The 19,838-nt window shown below is 68.7% G+C and carries 18 protein-coding genes; 11 read left to right on the top strand and 7 right to left on the bottom strand.

Translation table 11 applies throughout. From position 1 onward, the window contains the following. Positions 1-157 precede the first annotated feature (157 nt). Entirely contained in the window at positions 158-3,037 is a 2,880-nt protein-coding gene (gcvP, locus tag DL991_RS12360; RefSeq protein ID WP_125784143.1) for an aminomethyl-transferring glycine dehydrogenase, read from the top strand. A 3-nt stretch (positions 3,038-3,040) separates the two neighbouring features. On the opposite strand, the gene DL991_RS12355 is transcribed toward gcvP, so the two are convergent. After that, complete coding sequence (locus DL991_RS12355) at positions 3,041-3,403, bottom strand: nuclear transport factor 2 family protein (RefSeq protein ID WP_125784141.1); 363 nt, start codon at positions 3,401-3,403, stop codon at positions 3,041-3,043. A 114-nt stretch (positions 3,404-3,517) separates the two neighbouring features. On the opposite strand from DL991_RS12355, the gene DL991_RS12350 reads away from it, so the two are divergent. Together DL991_RS12350 and DL991_RS12345 are read left to right on the top strand one after the other, a co-directional pair. Further along, positions 3,518-4,345, top strand: a complete 828-nt coding sequence (locus DL991_RS12350) for a helix-turn-helix domain-containing protein (RefSeq protein ID WP_199753930.1) — start codon at positions 3,518-3,520, stop codon at positions 4,343-4,345. A gap of 48 nt (positions 4,346-4,393) precedes the next feature. After that, complete coding sequence (locus tag DL991_RS12345) at positions 4,394-5,218, top strand: aldo/keto reductase (protein ID WP_125784139.1); 825 nt, start codon at positions 4,394-4,396, stop codon at positions 5,216-5,218. Positions 5,219-5,508: 290 nt separating this feature from the next. Here the strand turns inward: DL991_RS12345 and DL991_RS12340 are convergent, their stop codons facing one another. The 5 genes from DL991_RS12340 to DL991_RS12320 all read right to left on the bottom strand — a co-directional run bounded on the left by DL991_RS12340 (position 5,509) and on the right by DL991_RS12320 (position 10,334). Then, positions 5,509-6,192, bottom strand: a complete 684-nt coding sequence (locus tag DL991_RS12340; RefSeq protein ID WP_233598805.1) for a hypothetical protein — start codon at positions 6,190-6,192, stop codon at positions 5,509-5,511. A gap of 93 nt (positions 6,193-6,285) precedes the next feature. Then, a complete protein-coding gene (locus DL991_RS12335; protein ID WP_125784137.1) occupies positions 6,286-7,197 on the bottom strand; it encodes a 3-methyladenine DNA glycosylase in 912 nt (303 codons plus the stop codon). Continuing rightward, entirely contained in the window at positions 7,194-8,237 is a 1,044-nt protein-coding gene (locus DL991_RS12330; protein ID WP_125784135.1) for a hemolysin family protein, read from the bottom strand. The genes DL991_RS12335 and DL991_RS12330 overlap by 4 nt, the downstream gene beginning before the upstream one ends. Beyond that, entirely contained in the window at positions 8,234-9,580 is a 1,347-nt protein-coding gene (locus DL991_RS12325) for a hemolysin family protein (RefSeq protein ID WP_125784133.1), read from the bottom strand. The genes DL991_RS12330 and DL991_RS12325 overlap by 4 nt, the downstream gene beginning before the upstream one ends. A 157-nt stretch (positions 9,581-9,737) precedes the next feature. Beyond that, on the bottom strand, positions 9,738-10,334 hold the full coding sequence (locus tag DL991_RS12320; RefSeq protein WP_125678272.1) for a TetR/AcrR family transcriptional regulator: 597 nt from the start codon (positions 10,332-10,334) through the stop codon (positions 9,738-9,740). A gap of 201 nt (positions 10,335-10,535) precedes the next feature. Between DL991_RS12320 and DL991_RS12315 the strand changes: the two genes are divergently transcribed. From DL991_RS12315 to pip, 5 genes are all read left to right on the top strand, one after another. Further along, positions 10,536-10,934 (top strand): hypothetical protein, encoded by a 399-nt coding sequence (locus tag DL991_RS12315; RefSeq protein WP_125784131.1) that lies wholly within the window; start codon positions 10,536-10,538, stop codon positions 10,932-10,934. A 2-nt stretch (positions 10,935-10,936) separates the two neighbouring features. Further along, complete coding sequence (locus DL991_RS12310) at positions 10,937-11,563, top strand: DUF3558 domain-containing protein (protein WP_125784129.1); 627 nt, start codon at positions 10,937-10,939, stop codon at positions 11,561-11,563. Next, positions 11,560-12,903, top strand: a complete 1,344-nt coding sequence (locus DL991_RS12305) for a hypothetical protein (RefSeq protein WP_125784127.1) — start codon at positions 11,560-11,562, stop codon at positions 12,901-12,903. The genes DL991_RS12310 and DL991_RS12305 overlap by 4 nt, the downstream gene beginning before the upstream one ends. Positions 12,904-12,927: 24 nt before the next feature. Beyond that, positions 12,928-13,659 carry an ESX secretion-associated protein EspG gene (locus DL991_RS12300; protein WP_125784735.1) on the top strand — a complete coding sequence of 244 codons (732 nt, stop codon included), beginning with the start codon at positions 12,928-12,930 and terminating at the stop codon, positions 13,657-13,659. Between the two features lie 188 nt (positions 13,660-13,847). Continuing rightward, positions 13,848-14,753 carry a prolyl aminopeptidase gene (pip, locus tag DL991_RS12295; protein WP_370306258.1) on the top strand — a complete coding sequence of 302 codons (906 nt, stop codon included), beginning with the start codon at positions 13,848-13,850 and terminating at the stop codon, positions 14,751-14,753. Between the two features lie 66 nt (positions 14,754-14,819). On the opposite strand, the gene DL991_RS12290 is transcribed toward pip, so the two are convergent. Next, complete coding sequence (locus DL991_RS12290) at positions 14,820-16,010, bottom strand: Glu/Leu/Phe/Val dehydrogenase dimerization domain-containing protein (RefSeq protein WP_125784123.1); 1,191 nt, start codon at positions 16,008-16,010, stop codon at positions 14,820-14,822. 162 nt (positions 16,011-16,172) lie between these two features. On the opposite strand from DL991_RS12290, the gene DL991_RS12285 reads away from it, so the two are divergent. The 3 genes from DL991_RS12285 to egtB all read left to right on the top strand — a co-directional run bounded on the left by DL991_RS12285 (position 16,173) and on the right by egtB (position 19,835). Continuing rightward, on the top strand, positions 16,173-17,096 hold the full coding sequence (locus tag DL991_RS12285) for a LysR family transcriptional regulator (RefSeq protein ID WP_125784121.1): 924 nt from the start codon (positions 16,173-16,175) through the stop codon (positions 17,094-17,096). A 130-nt stretch (positions 17,097-17,226) separates the two neighbouring features. After that, the gene (locus DL991_RS12280) at positions 17,227-18,489 is read left to right on the top strand and encodes a glutamate-cysteine ligase family protein (RefSeq protein WP_125784120.1); all 1,263 of its coding nucleotides are present in this window, start codon (positions 17,227-17,229) and stop codon (positions 18,487-18,489) included. Then, positions 18,486-19,835: an ergothioneine biosynthesis protein EgtB gene (egtB, locus tag DL991_RS12275; RefSeq protein ID WP_125784118.1), complete on the top strand. Its 1,350-nt coding sequence runs from the start codon at positions 18,486-18,488 to the stop codon at positions 19,833-19,835. Before DL991_RS12280 ends, egtB begins: the two co-directional genes overlap by 4 nt. Positions 19,836-19,838 lie beyond the last annotated feature (3 nt).

Below are 19,838 nucleotides of genomic sequence, written 5' to 3'. Positions count from 1 at the left end.
GTGGTTCGTCAGGTCACAGCCTGGCGGCCCCGCCGACGGTGCAAGCCCGGCTCAACACTCGGGCGAAACTCTCAGGCGCCCCCACGGGGGTACGGACAGAGTGGGGAGGGCCAGGACAATCGTCCCGGCCCCACCCCCGCGTCTTGGGAGGTCCCCGATGGAGCCTGTTTCACTGGCCGCTCTCGAATCCGGAACCCCCTTCGCGGACCGGCACATCGGTCCCGGCACCGAAGAGCTCGCGCGCATCCTCGACGTCGTCGGCGTCGCCTCGCTGGACGAGCTCGCCGAGCGGGCCGTTCCCGCGTCACTGCGGGAATCCGCGACACCGCTGGACCTCCCGCCGCCGGCCACCGAGACCGGTGCGCTCGCCGAACTCCGCGCGCTGGCCGCGCGCAACCGGCCGATGGTCCAGATGATCGGCCTCGGCTACCACGACACCGTGACCCCGCCGGTGATCCGCCGGAACGTGCTGGAGAGCCCGGCCTGGTACACCGCGTACACGCCGTATCAGCCGGAGATCTCGCAGGGCCGCCTCGAAGCACTGCTCAACTTCCAGACCATGGTGGCCGATCTGACCGGCCTGCCGATCGCCAACGCGTCGATGCTGGACGAAGCGACCGCCGCGGCGGAGGCGATGACGCTGGTCCGCCGGGCGGGCAAGGCGAAGTCGGCCCGCTTCGTCGTCGACGAGGACACCCTTCCGCAGACGATCGAGGTTCTGCGTACCCGCGCCGAGCCGCTCGGCATCGAGCTGGTGACCGCGGATCTGTCCCAAGGCATCACCGGACTGGGGCTCGGCGGCGACTTCTTCGGCGTGCTGCTGTCCTATCCGGGCGCGTCGGGTGTCGTCCGCGAATGGGAGCACACCATCGCCGAGGCCAAGGCGCTGGGCGCGGCGGTGGTGATGGCCGCGGATCCGCTGGCACTGACGCTGCTGCGGTCGCCCAGTGAGCTCGGCGCCGACGTCGCGATCGGATCGACGCAGCGATTCGGCGTTCCGATGGGCTTCGGCGGGCCGCACGCGGCGTACCTCGCCGTCCGGCAAGGGCTCGAACGACAGCTGCCCGGCCGGCTGGTCGGGGTGTCGAAGGACGCCGACGGCGCGCCCGCGTACCGGCTCGCGTTGCAGACTCGCGAGCAGCACATCCGCCGTGAGAAGGCGACGAGCAACATCTGCACCGCCCAGGTGCTGCTGGCGGTCATCGCGTCGATGTACGCGGTGTACCACGGCCCCGAAGGCCTGCGCGCCATCGCGAACCGCGCGCACCGGATGGCCACCGTGCTCGCGGCGGGGCTCGCCGAAAGCGGTGTCGACGTCGTGCACTGCGAGTTCTTCGACACCGTCATGGTCGCCGTCCCCGGCCGTGCGACCGGGATCGTCGCCACCGCCAGGGAACTCGGGGTCAACCTGCGGCTCGTGGACGCGGACCACGTCGCCATCGCCTGCGACGAGACGACGACCCGTGAGCACCTTTCCCTGGTGTGGAAGGCGTTCGGGGTCGCGGTGTCCGATGTGGACTCGCTCGACGCGGACACCGCGGACGGCTTCCCGCCGGATCTGCGCCGCACCAGTGCTTACCTGACGCATCCGGTCTTCCACGCGCACCGTTCGGAGACGGCGCTGCTCCGGTACCTGAGGGCGTTGTCCGACAAGGACGTCGCGCTCGACCGGAGCATGATCCCGCTCGGCTCCTGCACGATGAAACTCAACGCCACGGCCGAGATGGAGCCGATCACCTGGCCCGAGTTCGCCGGTCTGCACCCGTTCGCACCCGCCGAGGACGCGGCCGGGCTGCTCAGCGTCGTGAAGGATCTGGAGCGGTGGCTCGCCGGCATCACCGGCTACGAAGCGGTCTCCCTGCAGCCGAACGCGGGAAGCCAGGGCGAGTTCGCCGGGCTGCTGGCGATCCGCGCCTATCACCGCGAACGCGGGAACGCGGCACGTGACGTCTGCCTGATCCCGTCCAGCGCGCACGGGACGAACGCGGCCAGCGCGGTCATGGCGGGGATGCGCGTGGTCGTCGTGAAATGCGAGGACGAGGGCAACATCGACCTCGGCCACCTCAGGTCCACTGTGGACGAGCACGCGGACGACCTCGCCGCGATCATGATCACCTACCCCTCGACGCACGGTGTCTACGAGGACACCGTCCGCGAGGTCTGCGCATTGGTGCACGACGCGGGCGGCCAGGTGTACGTCGACGGCGCGAACCTGAACGCGCTGATCGGGGTGGCGCAGTACGGGAAGTTCGGCGCCGACGTCTCCCATCTGAACCTGCACAAGACCTTCTGCATCCCGCACGGTGGCGGCGGACCGGGCATCGGGCCGATCGGCGTCCGCGCGCATCTGGCGCCGTACCTGCCGAACCACCCGCTGCAACCGGAGGCGGGCCCGGCAACCGGCGTGGGCCCGATCAGCGCCGCGCCGTGGGGGAGCGCGTCGATCCTGCCGATCTCGTGGGCCTACGTCCGGATGATGGGCGCCGACGGCCTGCGGCGCGCGACCCTGACCGCGGTCGCGAACGCCAACTACGTGGCCAAACGCCTCGCCGGGCACTATCCGGTGCTGTACTCCGGGCACGAGGGGCTCGTGGCGCACGAATGCATCCTCGATCTCCGTGCGATCACCAAACGGACCGGCGTCACGGTCGACGACGTTGCCAAACGGCTGGCCGACTACGGCCTCCACGCGCCGACGATGTCGTTCCCGGTCGCGGGAACGCTCATGGTCGAGCCCACCGAGAGCGAGGACCTCGGCGAACTCGACCGGTTCTGCGACGCGATGATCGCGATCCGCGGCGAGATCGAGAAGGTCGCCGCGGGGGAGTGGCCGGTGGCCGAAAGCCCGCTGCGCAACGCCCCGCACACCGCGCGCTGTCTCGCGGGTGAGTGGGATCGCCCGTACGGCAGGGAGACCGCGGTGTTCCCTGCCGGTTTCACCGCCGCGAAGATCTGGCCTCCGGTGCGGCGGATCGACGGGGCCGCGGGCGACCGCAACCTCGTCTGCTCCTGCCCGCCACCGGAGGCCTTCGCTTGAGCCTCAACCGGGCATCTTGTCGAGAAAGCCCAGCACCTGCTTGATCCGCCCGTCCTCGACGGTGATGACGTCGAAGCCGATCGCCAGCGGTTCTTCGGCGCCTTCCGGCGCGAGGTACCACTGGAACCGCGCGATGTCGTGATGCGCGTCGGGAGCGGCCGGCAGGCTGAACCTCAGACCCGCGAACTGGGCCTGCGCGCCGGCGATGAAGCCATCGACACCGTCGTGGCCGGTGACAGCGCCGAGCGGGTCGGTGTAGGTGGTGTCCTCGGTGAACACTTCGGCGATGAGCGCGCGGCGCCTGTCCGCGTCGGTCTCGTTCCACACGGCGATGTACTGCTCGGCGACGCGCTGGATGTCCGACATGGTGTCTCCTTGTTTTCTCGGGGGTTGTTCGATGCCGCAACAATGTCGGCTGAGGGTGGGGCCCGTCGATTACGCGGGAGGTAATGGCGGCCCGTCGTCCGTGGCCGTAGGTTCGTGATCGTGACGACCACAGTGACCGTGAGCCGCGCGGGCCGCCCCGTCGGCGAACTCCTCCGCGAATGGCGCGACCGCCGCCGGATCAGCCAGCTGGATCTCGCCATCTCGGCGGACATCTCCACCCGGCACCTGAGCTTCGTGGAGACCGGCCGGTCCAAGCCCAGTCGCGACATGGTGCTGCGGCTCGGCGAACATCTGGAGGTGCCCTTGCGGGAACGCAACCAGCTGCTGCTGGCCGCCGGTTACGCACCCGCGTATGCCGAAAGCGGCCTCGGCGCCCCGGAACTCGCGGCGGTCCACAAGGCGGTCCGCCAGCTGATGACCGGACACGAGCCGTATCCGGCCGCCGTCGCCGACCGCTGGTGGAATCTGGTCGACGCCAACTCGAGCATCTCGATCATGACCGGCCTGGTCTCGCCCGCCTTGATGACGCCACCGGTCAACGTCCTGCGCGTGACGCTGCATCCGGAGGGGATGGCGCCGCATGTGCTGAACCTGGGGGAGTGGCGCGCTCATCTGCTGGGCAGGCTGCGGCGTCAGGTGACCCAGACGGCTGATCCGGTCCTCACCGATCTACTCGAGGAGCTGCTCACCTATCCGTGCGCGGATCCCGTCCCCGAAGTGGAGGTCCCCGGACCGGGCGACATCTTCGTCCCGTTGCGGCTGCGGCACGAGGGCACCGAACTCACCTTCTTCAGCACGGTCTCCACATTCGGGACGCCGTTGGACATCACGGTCGCCGAGCTGGTGATCGAATCCTTTTTCCCCGCCGACGCGGACACGGCGGAGTATTTGCGCGCGTACGCCGCGCGCGGGGTGGAATGATGCGGGGCAAGAAGTCCTGCCGCAGACCCCAGTGAGGATTCCCCTTCCATGGCCGTGCCTTCCGTCGTCCTGAACAACGAGGTAGCCATCCCCCGACTCGGTTTCGGCGTCTGGCAGGTACCCGCCGGCGACACGGCCAAGGTCGTCCGGACCGCCATCGAGGCCGGGTACCGCAGCATCGACACCGCCGCGTCGTATGGGAACGAAGCCGGTGTCGGCGAAGCGATCCGCTCCGCCGGGGTACCGCGCGACGAACTGTTCATCACCACGAAGCTGCCGAATCCGGGCCACGGCTACGACGAGGCGCTCCGGGCGTTCGACGCGAGTCTCACGGAGCTCGGCCTGGACCACGTCGACCTGTACCTCATCCACTGGCCGATGCCGACCCGTGGGAAGTACGTCGAAACGTGGCGGGCGCTGGAAAAGCTGTACGAGGACGGCCGGACACGGGCCATCGGGGTGTCGAACTTCCATGTCCCGCATCTGCGACGGCTGTTCGACGAGACCGGGATCGTTCCCGCGGTCAACCAGGTCGAGCTGCACCCCAAGCTCCAGCAGAAGGCGCTGCGGGAGTTCCACGCCGAGCACGGCATCGTCACCGAGGCGTGGAGCCCGCTCGCGCAGGGGTCGCTGCTCTCGGACCCGACGCTGACCGCTCTCGCGGCCAAATACGGCAAGAGCCCGGCGCAGCTGGTGCTGCGCTGGCATCTCCAGCTCGGCACCGTGGCCATCCCGAAATCCGTGACCCCGTCCCGGATCCGCGAGAACTTCGCCGTCTTCGACTTCGAACTGGCCGAGGACGACCTCGCGGCCCTCGCCGAGTTCGACGACGGCACCCGCACCGGCCCCGACCCGGACACCTTCGGCTCCTGAGTGGTAGGGACGGTCCTGACCACTCACGAGGGCTTGACCGGCTCGGTACCGGTCCTCTTGCCTGCACGAGGTACATGAAGGACCCCTTCCTTGCGCCTGGCGCAGTGAAGGGGTCCTTCATGTACTGGGGAAAGGGTGAACGTGGCCTTCACGGACCGGGCCTGGCATCAACCGCAGCCGGAACCACGTAGGTACCTGAGCCACCCTTGGCTCTGACCACTCACGAGACTCGAGATACGGGAAAGGCCCCTTCCCGAGCGGTGAAGGGGCCTTTCCCGTAAGTCCGGGGCTCAGGTGGCCTTGATCCCTGCGGCGGCGAAGTCGGCCTGCTGGGCGGGCTGCTGCAGGAACTGCCGGAACGTCTGCGAGGCACGCATCTGGACCTCGTCGATGTTCTTCCCGGCGAGGCCGACGAGCGGGTAGTCGGCCGAACGCGCCGTCGCGATCGACTGGGCGGGCGAACCGACCAGTTCGGGCTTGGCGGTGTTCAGCTCGGTCACCCAGTAGGTGGACTCGGGGATCCAGGCGGCGGGGAGCCCGCCGATGGCGTCCAGGTTCGTCCGTCCGACGAGGCCGTCGAGCACGGACGCGGAGGACAGCGCGTCGATCTGGATGATCACGCAGTGGTCGCGGACCACGGTCGCGGCGTTGTTCCACCGCTCGGCCGCCGCCCGGACCGGCTTCTCGATGCTGGGGGTGACGATGACCCGCATCGGGGTGTCGCCGGCGCTGCAGGCCTTGGCCTGGGCTTCGGCGCGGGTGTTGAGCTCCCCGTCCGCCCAGTTCCAGCCGAAGACGCCGATCGCGACCAGGACAAGGAGGACCAGGCAGGCGATGGGCCACTTGGCGATCCGTCGCCGCGGTGCCTTCTTCCCGACGATCCGGTGCGAACCGGTCGCCTCACCGCGACCCTGAGGCCGCTTCGGGTCGAGGGGATGCGGCACCGGCTCTTCGGCCACGCTGTGTCGCCCCATCGTTGTCCTTTCGAAACGTGCGCGCTCGCGCTGCGTATGCAATCAAACCGTTATCACTCTAACAGGGGAGGATGTTACGGGGAATGCGGCAACTCACAGTTGTTTTCCGCGTGTCGCGGACGCCTTCTTTAACTCGGTCAGGAGCCGTTGGCAATGCGCTATCAGGTGCTCACGCAGCGGCGCGGCCCGGCGGGCGAAACCGGCCTGCGCGCGGGCGTACTCGGCCCGGCCCTCCGGGGTCTCGATCCGGACGGGTGAGTACCCGAAGTCCGCCAGGTCGTACGGACTGGCCCGCATGTCCAGCTCACGGATGTCGGCCGCCAGCTCGAAGCAGTCCCCGACCAGCTCGGCGGGTACGAACGGGTCGAGTTTGTACGCCCACTTGAACAAGTCCATGTTGGCGTGGAGGCAGCCGGGCTGTTCGAACTCGATCTGGTTCTCCCGCTCCGGCCGCAGCGTGTTGCGAGGCCGGGCGGGTTCGGTGAAGAACCGAAAAGCGTCGAAATGTCCGCACCGGATCTCCAGTGACTCGACGACGCCGTCCGTTCCGGCCGAACCGAGCCGGAGCGGAAGTTGTGAGTGACGAACCTCATCCGCCGATTCCCGGTAAACCATTGCCCATTCGTGAAGTCCGAAACAACCGAGTCTCGGCGAGCGGGACGCGGTCGCGGAAAGCAGGCCGAGGACGAATTCGGCGGTCCTGGCCCGGCCATCGGTGAAGCCCGCCGGATCGAGCATGACTCCGTCCGGCGTCTCCAGATAGCCCTTGCGCTCCAGGAACCGGCGCGCGGACGCGCCTTCGAGCAGGACGCCCGCGCCCGGCTGCCAGCGTTCGACATGCCCGGGCCGGTGCGAGTAATAGGTGAAGAGGAAGTCGAGCACCGGATGCTTCTCGCCCCGCGAGCGGCGGCGCTGGTGCGGTGTCGTCCAGCGTCGCATCCGCGTGACGTGGTCGTCCTCCCGAGCCCGCCAGACGGGCTCGGGAAGAACGATCGGACCGGTCATGACATGACGTGGGTACCGTCGCGGACAGTTCCCACGTATTCCTCGACGAGGTCCTCCAGCGCGACGACCCCCACGGCGGCCCCCGCCGGGCTCAGCGCCCGCGCCAGGTGACTGCCTTCCTTGCGCATCGCCGAAAGCGCCTCGTCCAGCCGGGCGTCGGCGTGCAGTTCGGTCAGCGCCCGCGTCTTGTCCGACGGCACCACGGTGCCCGGATCCTCGCCCACGAGGTCGAGGATGTCCTTCACATGGATGTAGCCGGTCAGCGTCCCGTCGTCGGTGCACACCGGGAAGCGGGAGAACCCGGTGGAGGACACCGCGCGCTCGACGTCGCCCAGCGTGGGCGAGCAGGGCAGCGTGGTCAGTTGCGCCGTCGGGACCAGGACGTCGGCCACCGTCTTCTCCACCGAAGACAGCGTCTTGCTCAGCCGCTGGTGCTCGGAGTGCTCCAGCAGCCCCTCGCGCCGCGACTCGCTGAGCAGTTCGGCGAGTTCGTCGGAGGTGTAGGCGGTTTCGAGCTCGTCCTTCGGCTCGACCTTGAACAGCCGCAGCAGCGAGTTCGCCACGAAGTTCAGCAGCCAGATGAACGGGTTGGCGAGCTTCACCCAGGCCACGTGGACCGGGACCAGCCACAGCGCCAGCCGCTCGGGCTCGGCGATCGCGAGGTTCTTCGGCACCATCTCGCCGACGAGGACGTGCAGGACGGTGATGAACGCCAGCGCGATCGCGAACGAGATCGGGTGCAGCAGCACCTCCGGAATCCCGAACAGTTCGAAGAACCCGGCCAGCTGGTGTGCGATGGCGGGCTCACCGAGGCGCCCCAGCAGCAGCGAGCAGATCGTGATGCCGAGCTGCGCGCCCGCGAGCATCAGCGAGACGTTCTTGCTCGCGTTGATGACGATCCGGGCACGGGTCTTTCCCTGCTCCAGCAAGGCTTCCAGCCTGTCGCGCCGCGAAGAGATCAGCGCGAACTCGGCACCGACGAAGAACGCGTTGGCCAGCAGCAGGACCACGACGAGGAAGATGTTGAACCAGTCGCTCATCGGGTGGGCTCCTGCTCGGCGGAGATGGAGGTCTCGCTGACCCGGCGGACTTCGACCTCGGCGATGCGGAGACGGTCCATTTTGGTCACCGTGAGCCGCCAGGCGTCGAGTTCGGTGGCGTCGCCGGGGGAGGGGATCCGGCCGAGCCGCTCGAGGATCAGCCCGGCGATGGTCTCGTAGTCGCCGTCGGGCATCCGGAATCCGGTCTCGTCGGTGACCTCGTCGGCGCGAAGCTGTCCCGAAACGAGCCAGTTGTCGGTGCCGACCTGCTGGGAGGACGGCGCTTCGCGCTCGTCGTGCTCGTCGCGGACGTCGCCGATGATCTCCTCGACGACGTCCTCCAGCGTCACCAACCCAGCGGTGCCGCCGTACTCGTCGACGACGATCGCGAGCTGGAACCGGGAATCACGCAGGCGGTTGAGCAGCGAGTCGCCCGGCAGCGATTCGGGCACCGTCGGGATCGGCCGCATGACCGAACCGATCCGCACCGTGGCGCGCTGGGTGGCCGGGACGGTGAACGCCTGCTTGATGTGCACCGCGCCCTGTACGTCGTCGAGATCCTCGGTGTAGACCGGGAAACGTGAGAAGCCGGTGCGGCGCGAGATCTCGATGAGATCGGAGATCGTGTCGTCCACGGTCAGCGATTCGAGCTGGACGCGCGGGGTCATCAGCTCGTCCGCCGTCCGCTCGCCGAAGCGGAGGGACTTGTCCAGCAGTTCGGCGGTCGACGTGTCGAGCGTGCCGCTTTCCGCGCTGGAGCGCACGATCGAGCCCAGTTCCTGCGGAGAACGGGCCGAGCGCAGTTCCTCCTGCGGCTCGACTCCGAACTTGCGGACGAGGAAGTTGGCGCTGTTGTTCATCAGCGTGATGAGCCAGCGGAACAGCGACGAGAACCGCGAGTGGTACCCCGCGACGGCCCGCGCGGTCTGCAGCGGCCGGGCGATCGCGAGGTTCTTCGGCATCATTTCGCCGAGGATCATCGACAGCGACGTCGCCAGGATCAGTGCGACTGCCAGCGACACGCCGTTCGCCACGCCTTCGGAGAAGCCGACGGCGGTGAACAGCGGGTGCAGCAGGTCACCGATCACCGGTTCCGCGAGATAACCGGTGATCAGGGTGGTGATGGTGATCGCCACCTGCGCGCCGGAGAGCTGGAACGAGAGCGTGCGGTGCGCCTTCTGCACGGTGTGCGCGCGCCGGTCGCCGACCTGGCGGACGTTCGCGTCGACCGTGCTGCGCTCGAGCGCGGTGAGGGAGAACTCGGCGGCGACGGCGAGGCCGGTACCGACCGTCAGCAGGAGGAACAGGAGAATGCCGAGAACGGCGAGCAGGACTTCCATCATTTCCTGCCGATGGGGTCGGCGGGAAAGTCCGCGGAACAGCCGGGTGTGCCACCCGGCTCGATACTGTCACCAGGTGACTGCGCGTCGCGCACGAAAAGAGTCACTCCTCGATCGAAACCAACGAATACCGCCGCTGTACTGCGACGATAGGACAATCTTAACGCGTTCCCCCGGCGGCGTGGGCGCGGTGCCGTCGCACGCTCTCCTCGACCAGGTCGAGCACCGGACCGAGATCATCACCCGGCTGGCCCATCGCGAGGTGCGAGACGAGTCCCTCGAGGACGAGTTCGAGATACGCGGTCAGGACGTCGACGTCGACGTCGTCGCGCAGGATCCCGGCGTCGCGCTGGCGCAGCAGACGGCGCCGGGTCGCGGCCGTCAGCTGATGGGACCGCTCGGCCCAGCGGGCACGGAACTCGGGGTCGGTGCGCAGCCGGCGGGAGACCTCCAGCCGCGTGCCGAGCCAATCGGCGGGATGCTCGCTGCGGTTCGTCAGCAGCTCACGCATCACCTGGACGAGCCCCTGCTCGGCGACGATGTCGGCCATGCGGACCGCGTCGTCCTCGGCCAAGGCGAGGAAGAGGGACTCCTTGTCGCGGAAATGGTGGAAGATCGCACCGCGGGAAAGGCCGGTGGCTTCCTCCAGCCTCCGGACAGTGGCACCCTCGTAGCCATAACGTGCGAAGCACACGCGGGAGCCGTCGAGGATCTGGCGCCGGCGTGCGTCGAGGTGATCCTGGCTGACCCGTGGCATCCTGGAATCCTGTCACCGGGAACCCGGTTAAGCAATCCGTACGTACGTACTGTGACCAGTTCGCGGGATGTCCGGCCGGTCGGGGAACCGGAAGGTTTCGCAACACGTCCGACTACTCGGCCGGATCGGCTGACACGCCGTCCGCCGCTTGGCTACGCTTTGTCCGTCACGGTGCGTGAATGCTGAGGGGAAGGTGCGGGCGTGAACATCATCGAAGACGCCGCGAGCGCGATCAAGGCCGTCTGGGGTGACCTCGCCACGCCGAAGGAGCCGACCGTTTACGGCGGTGGCGGCGGTGGTGGCGGCGGGTTCGAGATGAGCCCGGAGGAGCTGAAGACCGTCATCGGGCTGTGGCAGGACGAGCTGAAGAAGGTCGTCGAAGACGGCGAGAAGATCCGTCGGATCAGTGAGGATCTGATGCCGCCGGGGCAGGACGAAGCCAGCTCGAGCTACGTCGATTCCGGTATCACCTCCTTGATATCCCTGCAGAACCAGAACGACTCGATGAAGGCGTACATCGAGGGGTACATCGAGAAACTCGAGCTCGCTCGCACGAAGACGATGGCCACCGACCAGGCCAACACCCTGCGCACGACCTGAGGATGCCGAACGTGTTGAGAAATCGTGCCGCCGCAGTGGCGCTCTTGTTCGTTTCGGTCGCGGTCGCAGGGTGCACAGGGGAGACCCCTGGTACGCCGAGCCCGACCCCGGGAACGTCGGCTTCGTCGGCTTCGTCGGCCGCGCCAGAGGACCCGAACGTCCCCAAGGTGACGAATCCGCTGGACGCTTCGGCGTTCGTCGGCGACGCGTGCAAGCTGCTCCCGGCCGCTGCGGCCGCGGAACTGGGGTTCACCGAGCCCGGAGCACCGAAGAACGACACCAATAACCCAGCTTGTAGCTGGGGAATTCGTGGCAAGGCCGACAGCCTGCAGATCATCCTCGGTAGCGGCAACCGCGAAAAGGGCATGGGCGGGCTGGCCGGCCTGCACAAGGCCAAGGAAGCCGGGCAATTGAAGTTCCTGGAGCCCGGCCCCGACGTCGAGGGATATCCGACCGTCTATTACGGACTGCAGGACCGGCGAGCGCGTGGCAACTGCGACCTTTCGGTCGGCGTGGCCGACGACCTGGCGATCAGCGCCCAAGCCGAGGGCTACGACAACGAGCAGGACTCCTGTGGGACCGCGCAGAAGCTCGCGTCGGCCATGATCAAGACACTCAAGGGGGCATGAGGGTGGACGGCAAGCAGATCTACGAGAACTTCACCGAGGGCGACACCCGCAACCTGCGCAGCGCGGCCGATCGCGTCGCTGAGCTTTCCGACGCCTATGTCGAACGCGGCATGGCCATCAAGTCGCTGCAGACGCGGATGGCGTCCTCCTGGACGGGGTCCGGCGCCGACGCGGCGAACGCCGGTGCGGGCCCGCTCGAGCAGGCTTTCAAGGAGACGGCGGACCCGCTGTTCACCACGAGGGCTTCGGTCACCATGCAGGCCGACAGCTTCGACGATTCGGGATCGTCCGTCGTCCCCGTGCCGCCGAAGCCGGACAAGCCCGACCCATGGACCACTGGACTGAAGGGCGCGATCCCGATCGCCGGGCCGTTCATGGTCAACAACGACATCAAGAACTACCAAGAGGGCGTCGCGAAGCACGAGGCGGCGAACCAGAACAACGTCCGCGTGATGGACCAGTACGACTCGGTCACCAGCAGCACGAGCTCCAACCTGCCGACCGATTACGGCGTGCTGAAGAACGACGGTGCGAACGTCAGCGTCAAGGTCGATGGCGGTCCGCCCCCGATCAAGCCGCCGCCGGTCATCCCGGTGAAGCCGAGCCGGAACGGCGGCGGGGACGACGAGAACGACGGCACCGACACCAGCGGTACGGACGACAACGGCACCAACCAGAACCAGAACAAGCCGGGCACCGACCAGAACCAGACCAAGCCGGGCTCGACCGATGATCGTCCGGTGAACCCGAGGGACAAGCCCGGTGGCGACACCAACATCACGACGCCGACGCGGAAGCCGGGTACCGGGGACACGACGCTGCCGTCCGGTGGTGGCCGGGGCAAACCGGGACCGACGACCGAGATCCCGGGCAGGAACCCCGGACGCGGACCTGGTGACTCGGACAACGTCATCGGCCTCCCGAACGGGCCGGGCCAGAACTACAACCCGGGCGGTGGTACTGGGCAGAACCCGCCCGGGGGTACCAGCGGACGCAACGTTCCCGGGCCCAACAGTGCGGCGAGCAGGCTCCTCGGTGGCGAGGGCGGCACCGGTGGCCGGCCGGGTGGTCCCGGTGGACCGGGTTCCGGCGGACTGGGCGCGGGCAGGGGCTCCGGCATGGGCGGCATGGGCGGCCTGGGTGGCGCCGACGTGGCCGGTGGTCGTGGTGGCGCCGGCCGCGGTGGCGCCGGTCAGATGGGCCCGATGGGGGCGGGCGGCAGGCGTGCCGACGGTGACGAGGACGACGAGCACCAGCGTCCCGATTACCTGATCGAGGCCGACCCCGACGCGATCTTCGGCACCGACCAGCGGACCAGTCCGCCGGTCATCGGCGAGTAACGGATGACCGTCAGAACAGGCCGGGTGGACGTCCCGGTCGAAGCCTTGGCGGTGCTCGCCGAACGCGAACGCGTCGGCGACCTGCACATCACGCTGCGCCCCGAGCCGCGCTGGCTGTCCAGGACGGCCCGCGCGGAGGCGGACAAGCGAGTGCAAGCGGCGTTGGCGCAAGCCGGGCTGCTGGATTCGAGCGGCCGCGCGTCGGTCGACTTCCTGGACTGGCTTCCGGTGCTCACGAAACCGGCCATCGAGTACTACGGCTGGGTGAACACCGGAGGCGAGACCTACGGCGTTCTCGCCGCCTCACTGGGACTGCAAGCGGTCCTGGCGGTGGCGTCCGGCGACTGGGTAGGACTCCAGGAGATCGACCGCCGTCGGCTGCCCGAAACGCTGATCGAGCAGTTGCCGCCCGTTCCCGCGGGCGGTGGCAGGCTTCGCACGATCCGCGCGTACGAGCTCGAAGAGGCGGCGCGGCGCGGCCCGGACACGCATTCGCTGCCGCCGGTGATCGCGGACATCGTGAGCCTCGTGCAGCGGCCGGTCGAGGGGAGCGGCGAGCTTTACGTCGGCAAGCGGGACGAAGTCGGCAGGCACGTCGCCGTCGAGGATCCGCTCCACTTCGCCGACACCGACTGGGGCCGGTACCTCAGCTACACGACCGGGCACGGCAAGGACGCGGTGGTCCACATCGGACCGGCCGGTCCGTCGGAACTGGCCGACGCGCTCCGGCACGTCTCCGGGACCTTGCCCGGCTAGTCACAGGCAAGTACATGAAGGCCCCCTTCCTTGCGCCAGACGCAAGGAAGGGGGCCTTCATGTACTTAAAGCACGCGCACCCAGGCGTCGATCCCGGCTATTGTGACAGCGCTGTTGTATTTCGGGCGGGTCCGGGAGGACGAGAAGTGACACGGCTGTATCCGGAAATCGAACCGTACGACCACGGGATGCTCGACGTCGGCGACGGGCACCTCGTGTACTGGGAGGTCTGCGGTAATCCCGACGGCAAACCCGCCGTCACACTGCATGGCGGCCCGGGGACAGGTTGCAGTACCGGCCTGCGCCGCTATTTCGATCCGGCCAAGTACCGCGTCGTGCTGTTCGACCAGCGTGGCTGCGGCCGGAGCACGCCGCACGCGGGCGAGCCCGAGGCCGACCTCTCCGCCAACACCACCGACCACCTGCTCGCCGACATGGAGCGGCTTCGCGAGCATCTGGGCATCGAGAAATGGCTGATCTTCGGCGGTTCCTGGGGCTCGGTGCTCGCGCTGGTCTACGCCGAGCGGTATCCGGACCGGGTCTCGGAGATGGTCCTGATGGGTTTGGCCACCGGGCGCCGGAGCGAGACCGACCTGCTCACCCGCGGCCTCGGCGGCGTCTTCCCCGAGGCTTGGGCCAAGTTCCGTGACGGCGTCCCCGAAGAGGACCGCGACGGCGACCTGGCGGCGGCGTACCTCAAGCTGCTGATGGACCCGGATCCGGCGGTGCACCGGAAGGCGGCGGCCGACTGGTGTACCTGGGAGGACGCGGTCATCCCGACCTCCCCGCCGTACAAGAGCTTCGAGACGCCGGAGTTCCGGCTCGCGTTCGCGAGGCTGGTCACGCACTACTGGAGCCACGGGTCCTTTTTGGACGAAGGCGTGGTCCTGCGGGAGGCCGGGAAGCTGGCCCACATCCCCGCCGTGCTCGCCGAGGGGAGCCTCGACCTGGGCAACCTCATCGGTACCCCGTGGGAACTGGCGCACGCGTGGCCGGGTAGCGAGCTGGTGGTCATCGACGAGGTCGGCCACAGCACCCAGGACGAGCCGATGCGCGAAGTCCTCATCGGCGCGACGGACCGCTTCGCCTCCTGAGTCGCTGATCGCGCGTGAAGGCCCCTTCCCTCCGATCAGCCGAGGGAAGGGCCTTCACGCGCACTCTCAGGGGATGACGAGGGCTGGGGCTGCTTCAGGGGTAGCGACAGCGTCCGAACGGGTGGTTTCGGCGAGCCGCAGGCCCGTGGTGCGCGGGGCGATCCGGTCGAGGTTCCAGGAACTCAGCAGCAGCGCCACCTTCGCCCGCATCTCGGTGCGCAGTCGCAGGAACGAGTCGGCGGGATCGGCGCCGACCTCGCCGAGCAGCAGCCACCACGCCCACGCGGCCGCGCCGGCGTTGGCGACGAAGTCCGGGATCACCGGGATGCCGCGGGCCGCCAGGCCGGCTTCGGCGTCGGGTGTGGTCGCCGCGTTGGCCGCCTCGATGACGACCTTCGCCTTGACCAGGCCCTGGTTCCCGGCACGCAGCGCGTAGGAGATCGCCGCCGGGACGAAGATGTCGGCCTCCGTCGACACGATCTCGTCGCGGGGGAGCAGTTGGACGTCGGCAGGGAGCCGGCCACGGTCGATCTCGCCGTAGGAGTCGCGCAGCTCCAGCAGCGCGGGGATGTCGAGGCCTTCGGGCCGGTACAGCGTCCCGGCGGCGTCCGCGACCGCGACGACGGTCATGCCGGCTTCGTGCAGGTACCAGGCCGCGCCCCCGCCCATCGTGCCGATGCCCTGGACGGCGACCGTGGTCTTCGCGACCGGCCACTCCCACGCGTCGGCGACACCCAGACAGGCCTGTGCGACGCCGTAGCCGCCGATCACGTCGCCGAGCAGGAGTCCGCCGGGGACAGGGGTGTTCAACCCGGCCTGAACGCGGCGAAGGGTGTGCGCCGGATCGGCCGAACGACGGATCGCGGCGTGGTACGACTGCTCCAGCCCCAGTTTCGCGAACACCTCGTCGATCAGGTGCTGGGGGACACCGAGATCCTCGGCGGTCACCCAGTGGTTGTCGATCCACGGCCGCAGGAACGAGCAGAACCGTTCCAGCACACCGAAAGCGCGTTCGTCCTTCGGATCGAAGTCGATGCCGCCCTTGGCGCCGCCGACCGGCAGGCCGAAGGTCGCGGTCTTGTTCGCCATCCCCCTCGCCAGGTCCTCGACCTCGGACATCGTGCAGCCCGCGCGCATCCGGGTCCCGCCGGTCGCGATACCGGAGACCAGGGTGTGCACAACGAGGTAGCCGGTGGCACCGGTGACGGGGTCGGTCCAGATCAGCCTCATCAGCGGTTCGGCGTTCCTCGCGGCCATGCGGCCACCTCCTTCGGGGATTCGGGGTCGTCCTGCGCCACTTCCGAGGGTGCGCCCTGCCGGGCACGGGCGTCCATTTACCGAATCTGAACGATGACGTGCAGAGAAACTGGTGTAACGCGTCACCCGGCATTCGCGACCGCACCCGATTACGTTGGGCTCATGGAGCTTTCGTTGCACCGCCTGAGGATGCTCCGCGAGTTGAGCAGGCGCGGCACCGTCACGGCGGCCGCTGCTTCGCTGCATTACACCGCTTCGGCGGTGTCGCAGCAGTTGGCGCAGCTGGAGCGGGACGTGGGCGCGAAGCTGTTCGAACGGTTCGGCAGGCGGGTGCAGCTGACGGAACTGGGGTTGCTGCTCACCGAGCACGCCGAGGAGATCTTGAGTTCGGTCGAGCGGGCGACCCTGGCGCTGGAAGAGGCGCAGGAGACCGTTTCCGTCCGGCTCATGGCCGGGGTGTGGGCGTCGGTCGCTTCGGGGCTGCTGCCGCATGCGCTGACCGCGCTCGCGGGCGAGCATCCGGGGATCCAGGTCCGGACCCGCGAGCTGGCGCCCGAGGACACCGCCGACGCGGTCCGGGACGGCGAGCTGGACCTGTCGTTCGTGATCGACTACTCCGACGCGCCGATGCCATGGGACGCGGGTCTGGAACGCGCGGTGATCGCGGTCGAGCGGCTGCACGCCGCGGTGCCCGCCGGCGCCGTTCCCACGGGCAGCGCGTCCCTGCTCGAACTGGCCGAACATCCCTGGATCCTCGCCAGCCCGAAGAGCCACTTCGGCCGTGCCGTGCGCACCGCCTGCCATCGCCACGGGTTCGATCCCAAGATCAACCACGAGGTCGAAGAACAGTCCACGGCGATGGCGATGGTCCGCGCCGGGCTCGGGGTGACCCTCGTTTCGGATCTCGGGCTCGGCCTCCGGCCGCCGGGGATCGACGTCGTCGCGTTGACCACACCGTTGCTCAGGACGGTTTCGATCGCGTACCGGACGACTTCGAAGCGGCGGCCCGCCTTGCAGCTGGTGATCGAGGCGGTTCGCAACGCGGCCGCGGCGCTGGGTCTGGGCACCGAGCCCGCTTTGCCCTGATTCGTCCCGTCCTGAGAGCTGGGCCGCCGATCCTGCCCGGCGAGAACCGGCCTGATTTTGTCGGACCTCGCGTGTAGCGTCCGAAGTCAAGATTTCTCACTGATCGGACAACCGACTGGACGGCGGAAAGATGACTACTGTTCATGATTTCCCCGAGAAGTCCGGGAGCGCGTCGAACGCGACGGCGAAGGTCCTCTCGGACCGCGCCGAGGGCGAGGCGTATGTGGCTTCCGTGTGCTTCAAGCACGGGCCACCGAGACTTCTCGGCGTGGAGCTGGAATTCACCGTGCACTACGCCGACGAGCCCGCCCGGCCTCTCGACCCCGACGATCTCGCCACCGCGCTCGGCCCGCACACCCCGCGGACACTGAGCCCCGACAGCCCCGCACTCCCGCTTCCGGCAGGTTCACCGCTGAGCCTCGAGCCCGGATGTCAGGTGGAGATCTCCGCTCAACCACAGACCACGCTGCGCCACCTGGACGCCGTCGTCTCGGCCGATCTGGCCCACCTCGAAAATCTTCTCGCCGCCCGAGGCCTGCGCTTGGGTGACTCCGGGATAGACAGGCATCGCGCCCCTGTCCGCAAACTGGGCACACCGCGCTACGCCGCGATGGAACGCCGCTTCGCCCCCATGGGCACCGGGGGCGCGACGATGATGTGCAGCACCGCCGGCCTGCAGGTCTGCGTGGACACCGGTGAAGCAGGCGACCTCGCCGACCGCTGGGCCGCCGTCCACGCGCTGGGCCCGCCCTTGCTGGCTACTTTCGCCAACTCCAGGGTCCATGCCGGACGCGACACCGGCCACGCGTCCGCGCGCTGGCTGGCCGTGATGGAAACGGAAAACGCCCGCACTCGCTCGGCGGAACCGACCAGGGATCCGGCGGGGGAGTGGGCACGCAGGATCCTGGACACCCCGCTGATGGTCCTGCCCGGCGGCGACGGCCGCTGGGACGCGCCGGATTCCCTGACCTTCGCCGACTGGATCGACGGACGGGGCGAAGCGGCCCGGCTCGGCAGGCCGACCGAGGACGACCTCGCCTATCACCTGACGACCTTCTTCACGCCGGTCCGTCCACAGGGGTATCTGGAGATCCGCTACCTGGACGCCCAGCCCGCCGCCAAGTGGTTGCATCCGGTGGCGCTGCTGGCCGCACTTCTCGCGCGTCCATCCACAGTGGACAGGGTGCTCGAACTGTGCGAACCGGTCACGGGCCGATGGGAGTGCGCGGCCCGGTTCGGCCTGGCCGACCGGGCGATCGCCGCCGTGGCGAGCGAGGTGGTGGACCTCGGTTGTGCCGAACTCGGCATGACCGGTCTGCCGCCGGAGACCATCACAGAGATCAGCGAGGGCGTGCAGTCCCTCGTGCGCGGTTCGAGGAGCCACCAGTCATGAGCGTGGAAAGCACCGAGACCAACCCACTTCGCGCGCTGAGCCCGCAAGACCTGCGGGCCCACGCGGCCGAGGCGCTCACCAGGGCCCGCGAGCGCAGTGTCGCGTTGACGGACGTCGATGACGAAGAGCTGGTCCGCCAGCATTCGAAACTGATGTCGCCGCTGGTCTGGGACCTCGCGCACATCGGCAGCCAGGAGGAACTCTGGCTGGTGCGCGACGTCGGCGGCCGCGAGGCGCTCCGGCCTGACATCGACGACATCTACGACGCGTTCCAGCACGCTCGCGCGGATCGTCCGGCGCTGCCGCTGCTGGGCCCGGAGGAAGCCCGCAAGTACGTCCGCGAGGTCAGGGAGAAGTCCTTCGACATCCTGGAAACCGTTCCACTGCAAGGCAGGCGGCTCACCGAGGACGCTTTCGCCTTCGGCATGATCACCCAGCACGAGCAGCAGCACGACGAGACGATGCTGGCCACGCATCAGCTTCGCAAGGGTGATCCGGTGCTGCACGCGCCCACCCCGCCGCCGTCGCGGTCCGGGCAGTTGCCCGCGGAGGTCTTCGTGCCCGGCGGCGCTTTCACCATGGGCACCTCCGCCGAGCCGTGGGCGCTGGACAACGAGCGTCCCGCGCACGAGGTTGCGGTGGAGGCGTTCTTCATCGACACCACGCCGGTCACCTGCGGGGCGTACGCCGAGTTCCTCGACTCCGGGGGTTACCAAGACCCGAAGTGGTGGAGTGAACGAGGCTGGGCGTACCGCAGCGAGCACGGCATCGACGCGCCGCGCTTCTGGAAGCGGGAGCAGGACGGCTGGTGGCGGACGAGGTTCGGTGTCTACGAGAAAGTGCCCGCGGCGGAACCCGTCGTCCACGTCTCCTTCCACGAGGCCGAGGCGTTCGCCGCTTGGGCCGGACGGCGCCTGCCGACGGAACCGGAGTGGGAGAAGGCCGCCCGGTTCGACCCGGCGACCGGCCGTTCGCGCCGGTTCCCCTGGGGCGACGAGGAACCCGGCCCTGACCACGCCAACCTCGGGCAGCGGCACCTGCGGCCCGCGGAGGCAGGCGCGTATCCGGCGGGTGCCTCGCCGCTGGGTGTGCACCAGCTGATCGGTGACGTCTGGGAGTGGACCAGCAGCGGGTTCGAGGCGTATCCGGGATTCGCCGCGTTCCCGTACAAGGAGTATTCGGAGGTGTTCTTCGGCGGGGACTACCGGATCCTGCGCGGTGGCTCGTTCGGCACGGACGCGGCGGCCATCCGCGGCACGTTCCGCAACTGGGATCACCCGATCCGGCGGCAGATCTTCTCCGGGTTCCGCTGTGCCCGGGACGCGCGGCCGAGCGAGGTGGCCTGAGCG

This window comes from Amycolatopsis sp. WAC 01375 (genome assembly GCF_003947325.1).
Classification (GTDB): Bacteria; Actinomycetota; Actinomycetes; order Mycobacteriales; family Pseudonocardiaceae; genus Amycolatopsis.
The sequence above is the reverse complement of the archived record's forward strand: the minus strand, read 5'-3'. Positions and strand labels throughout refer to the sequence as shown.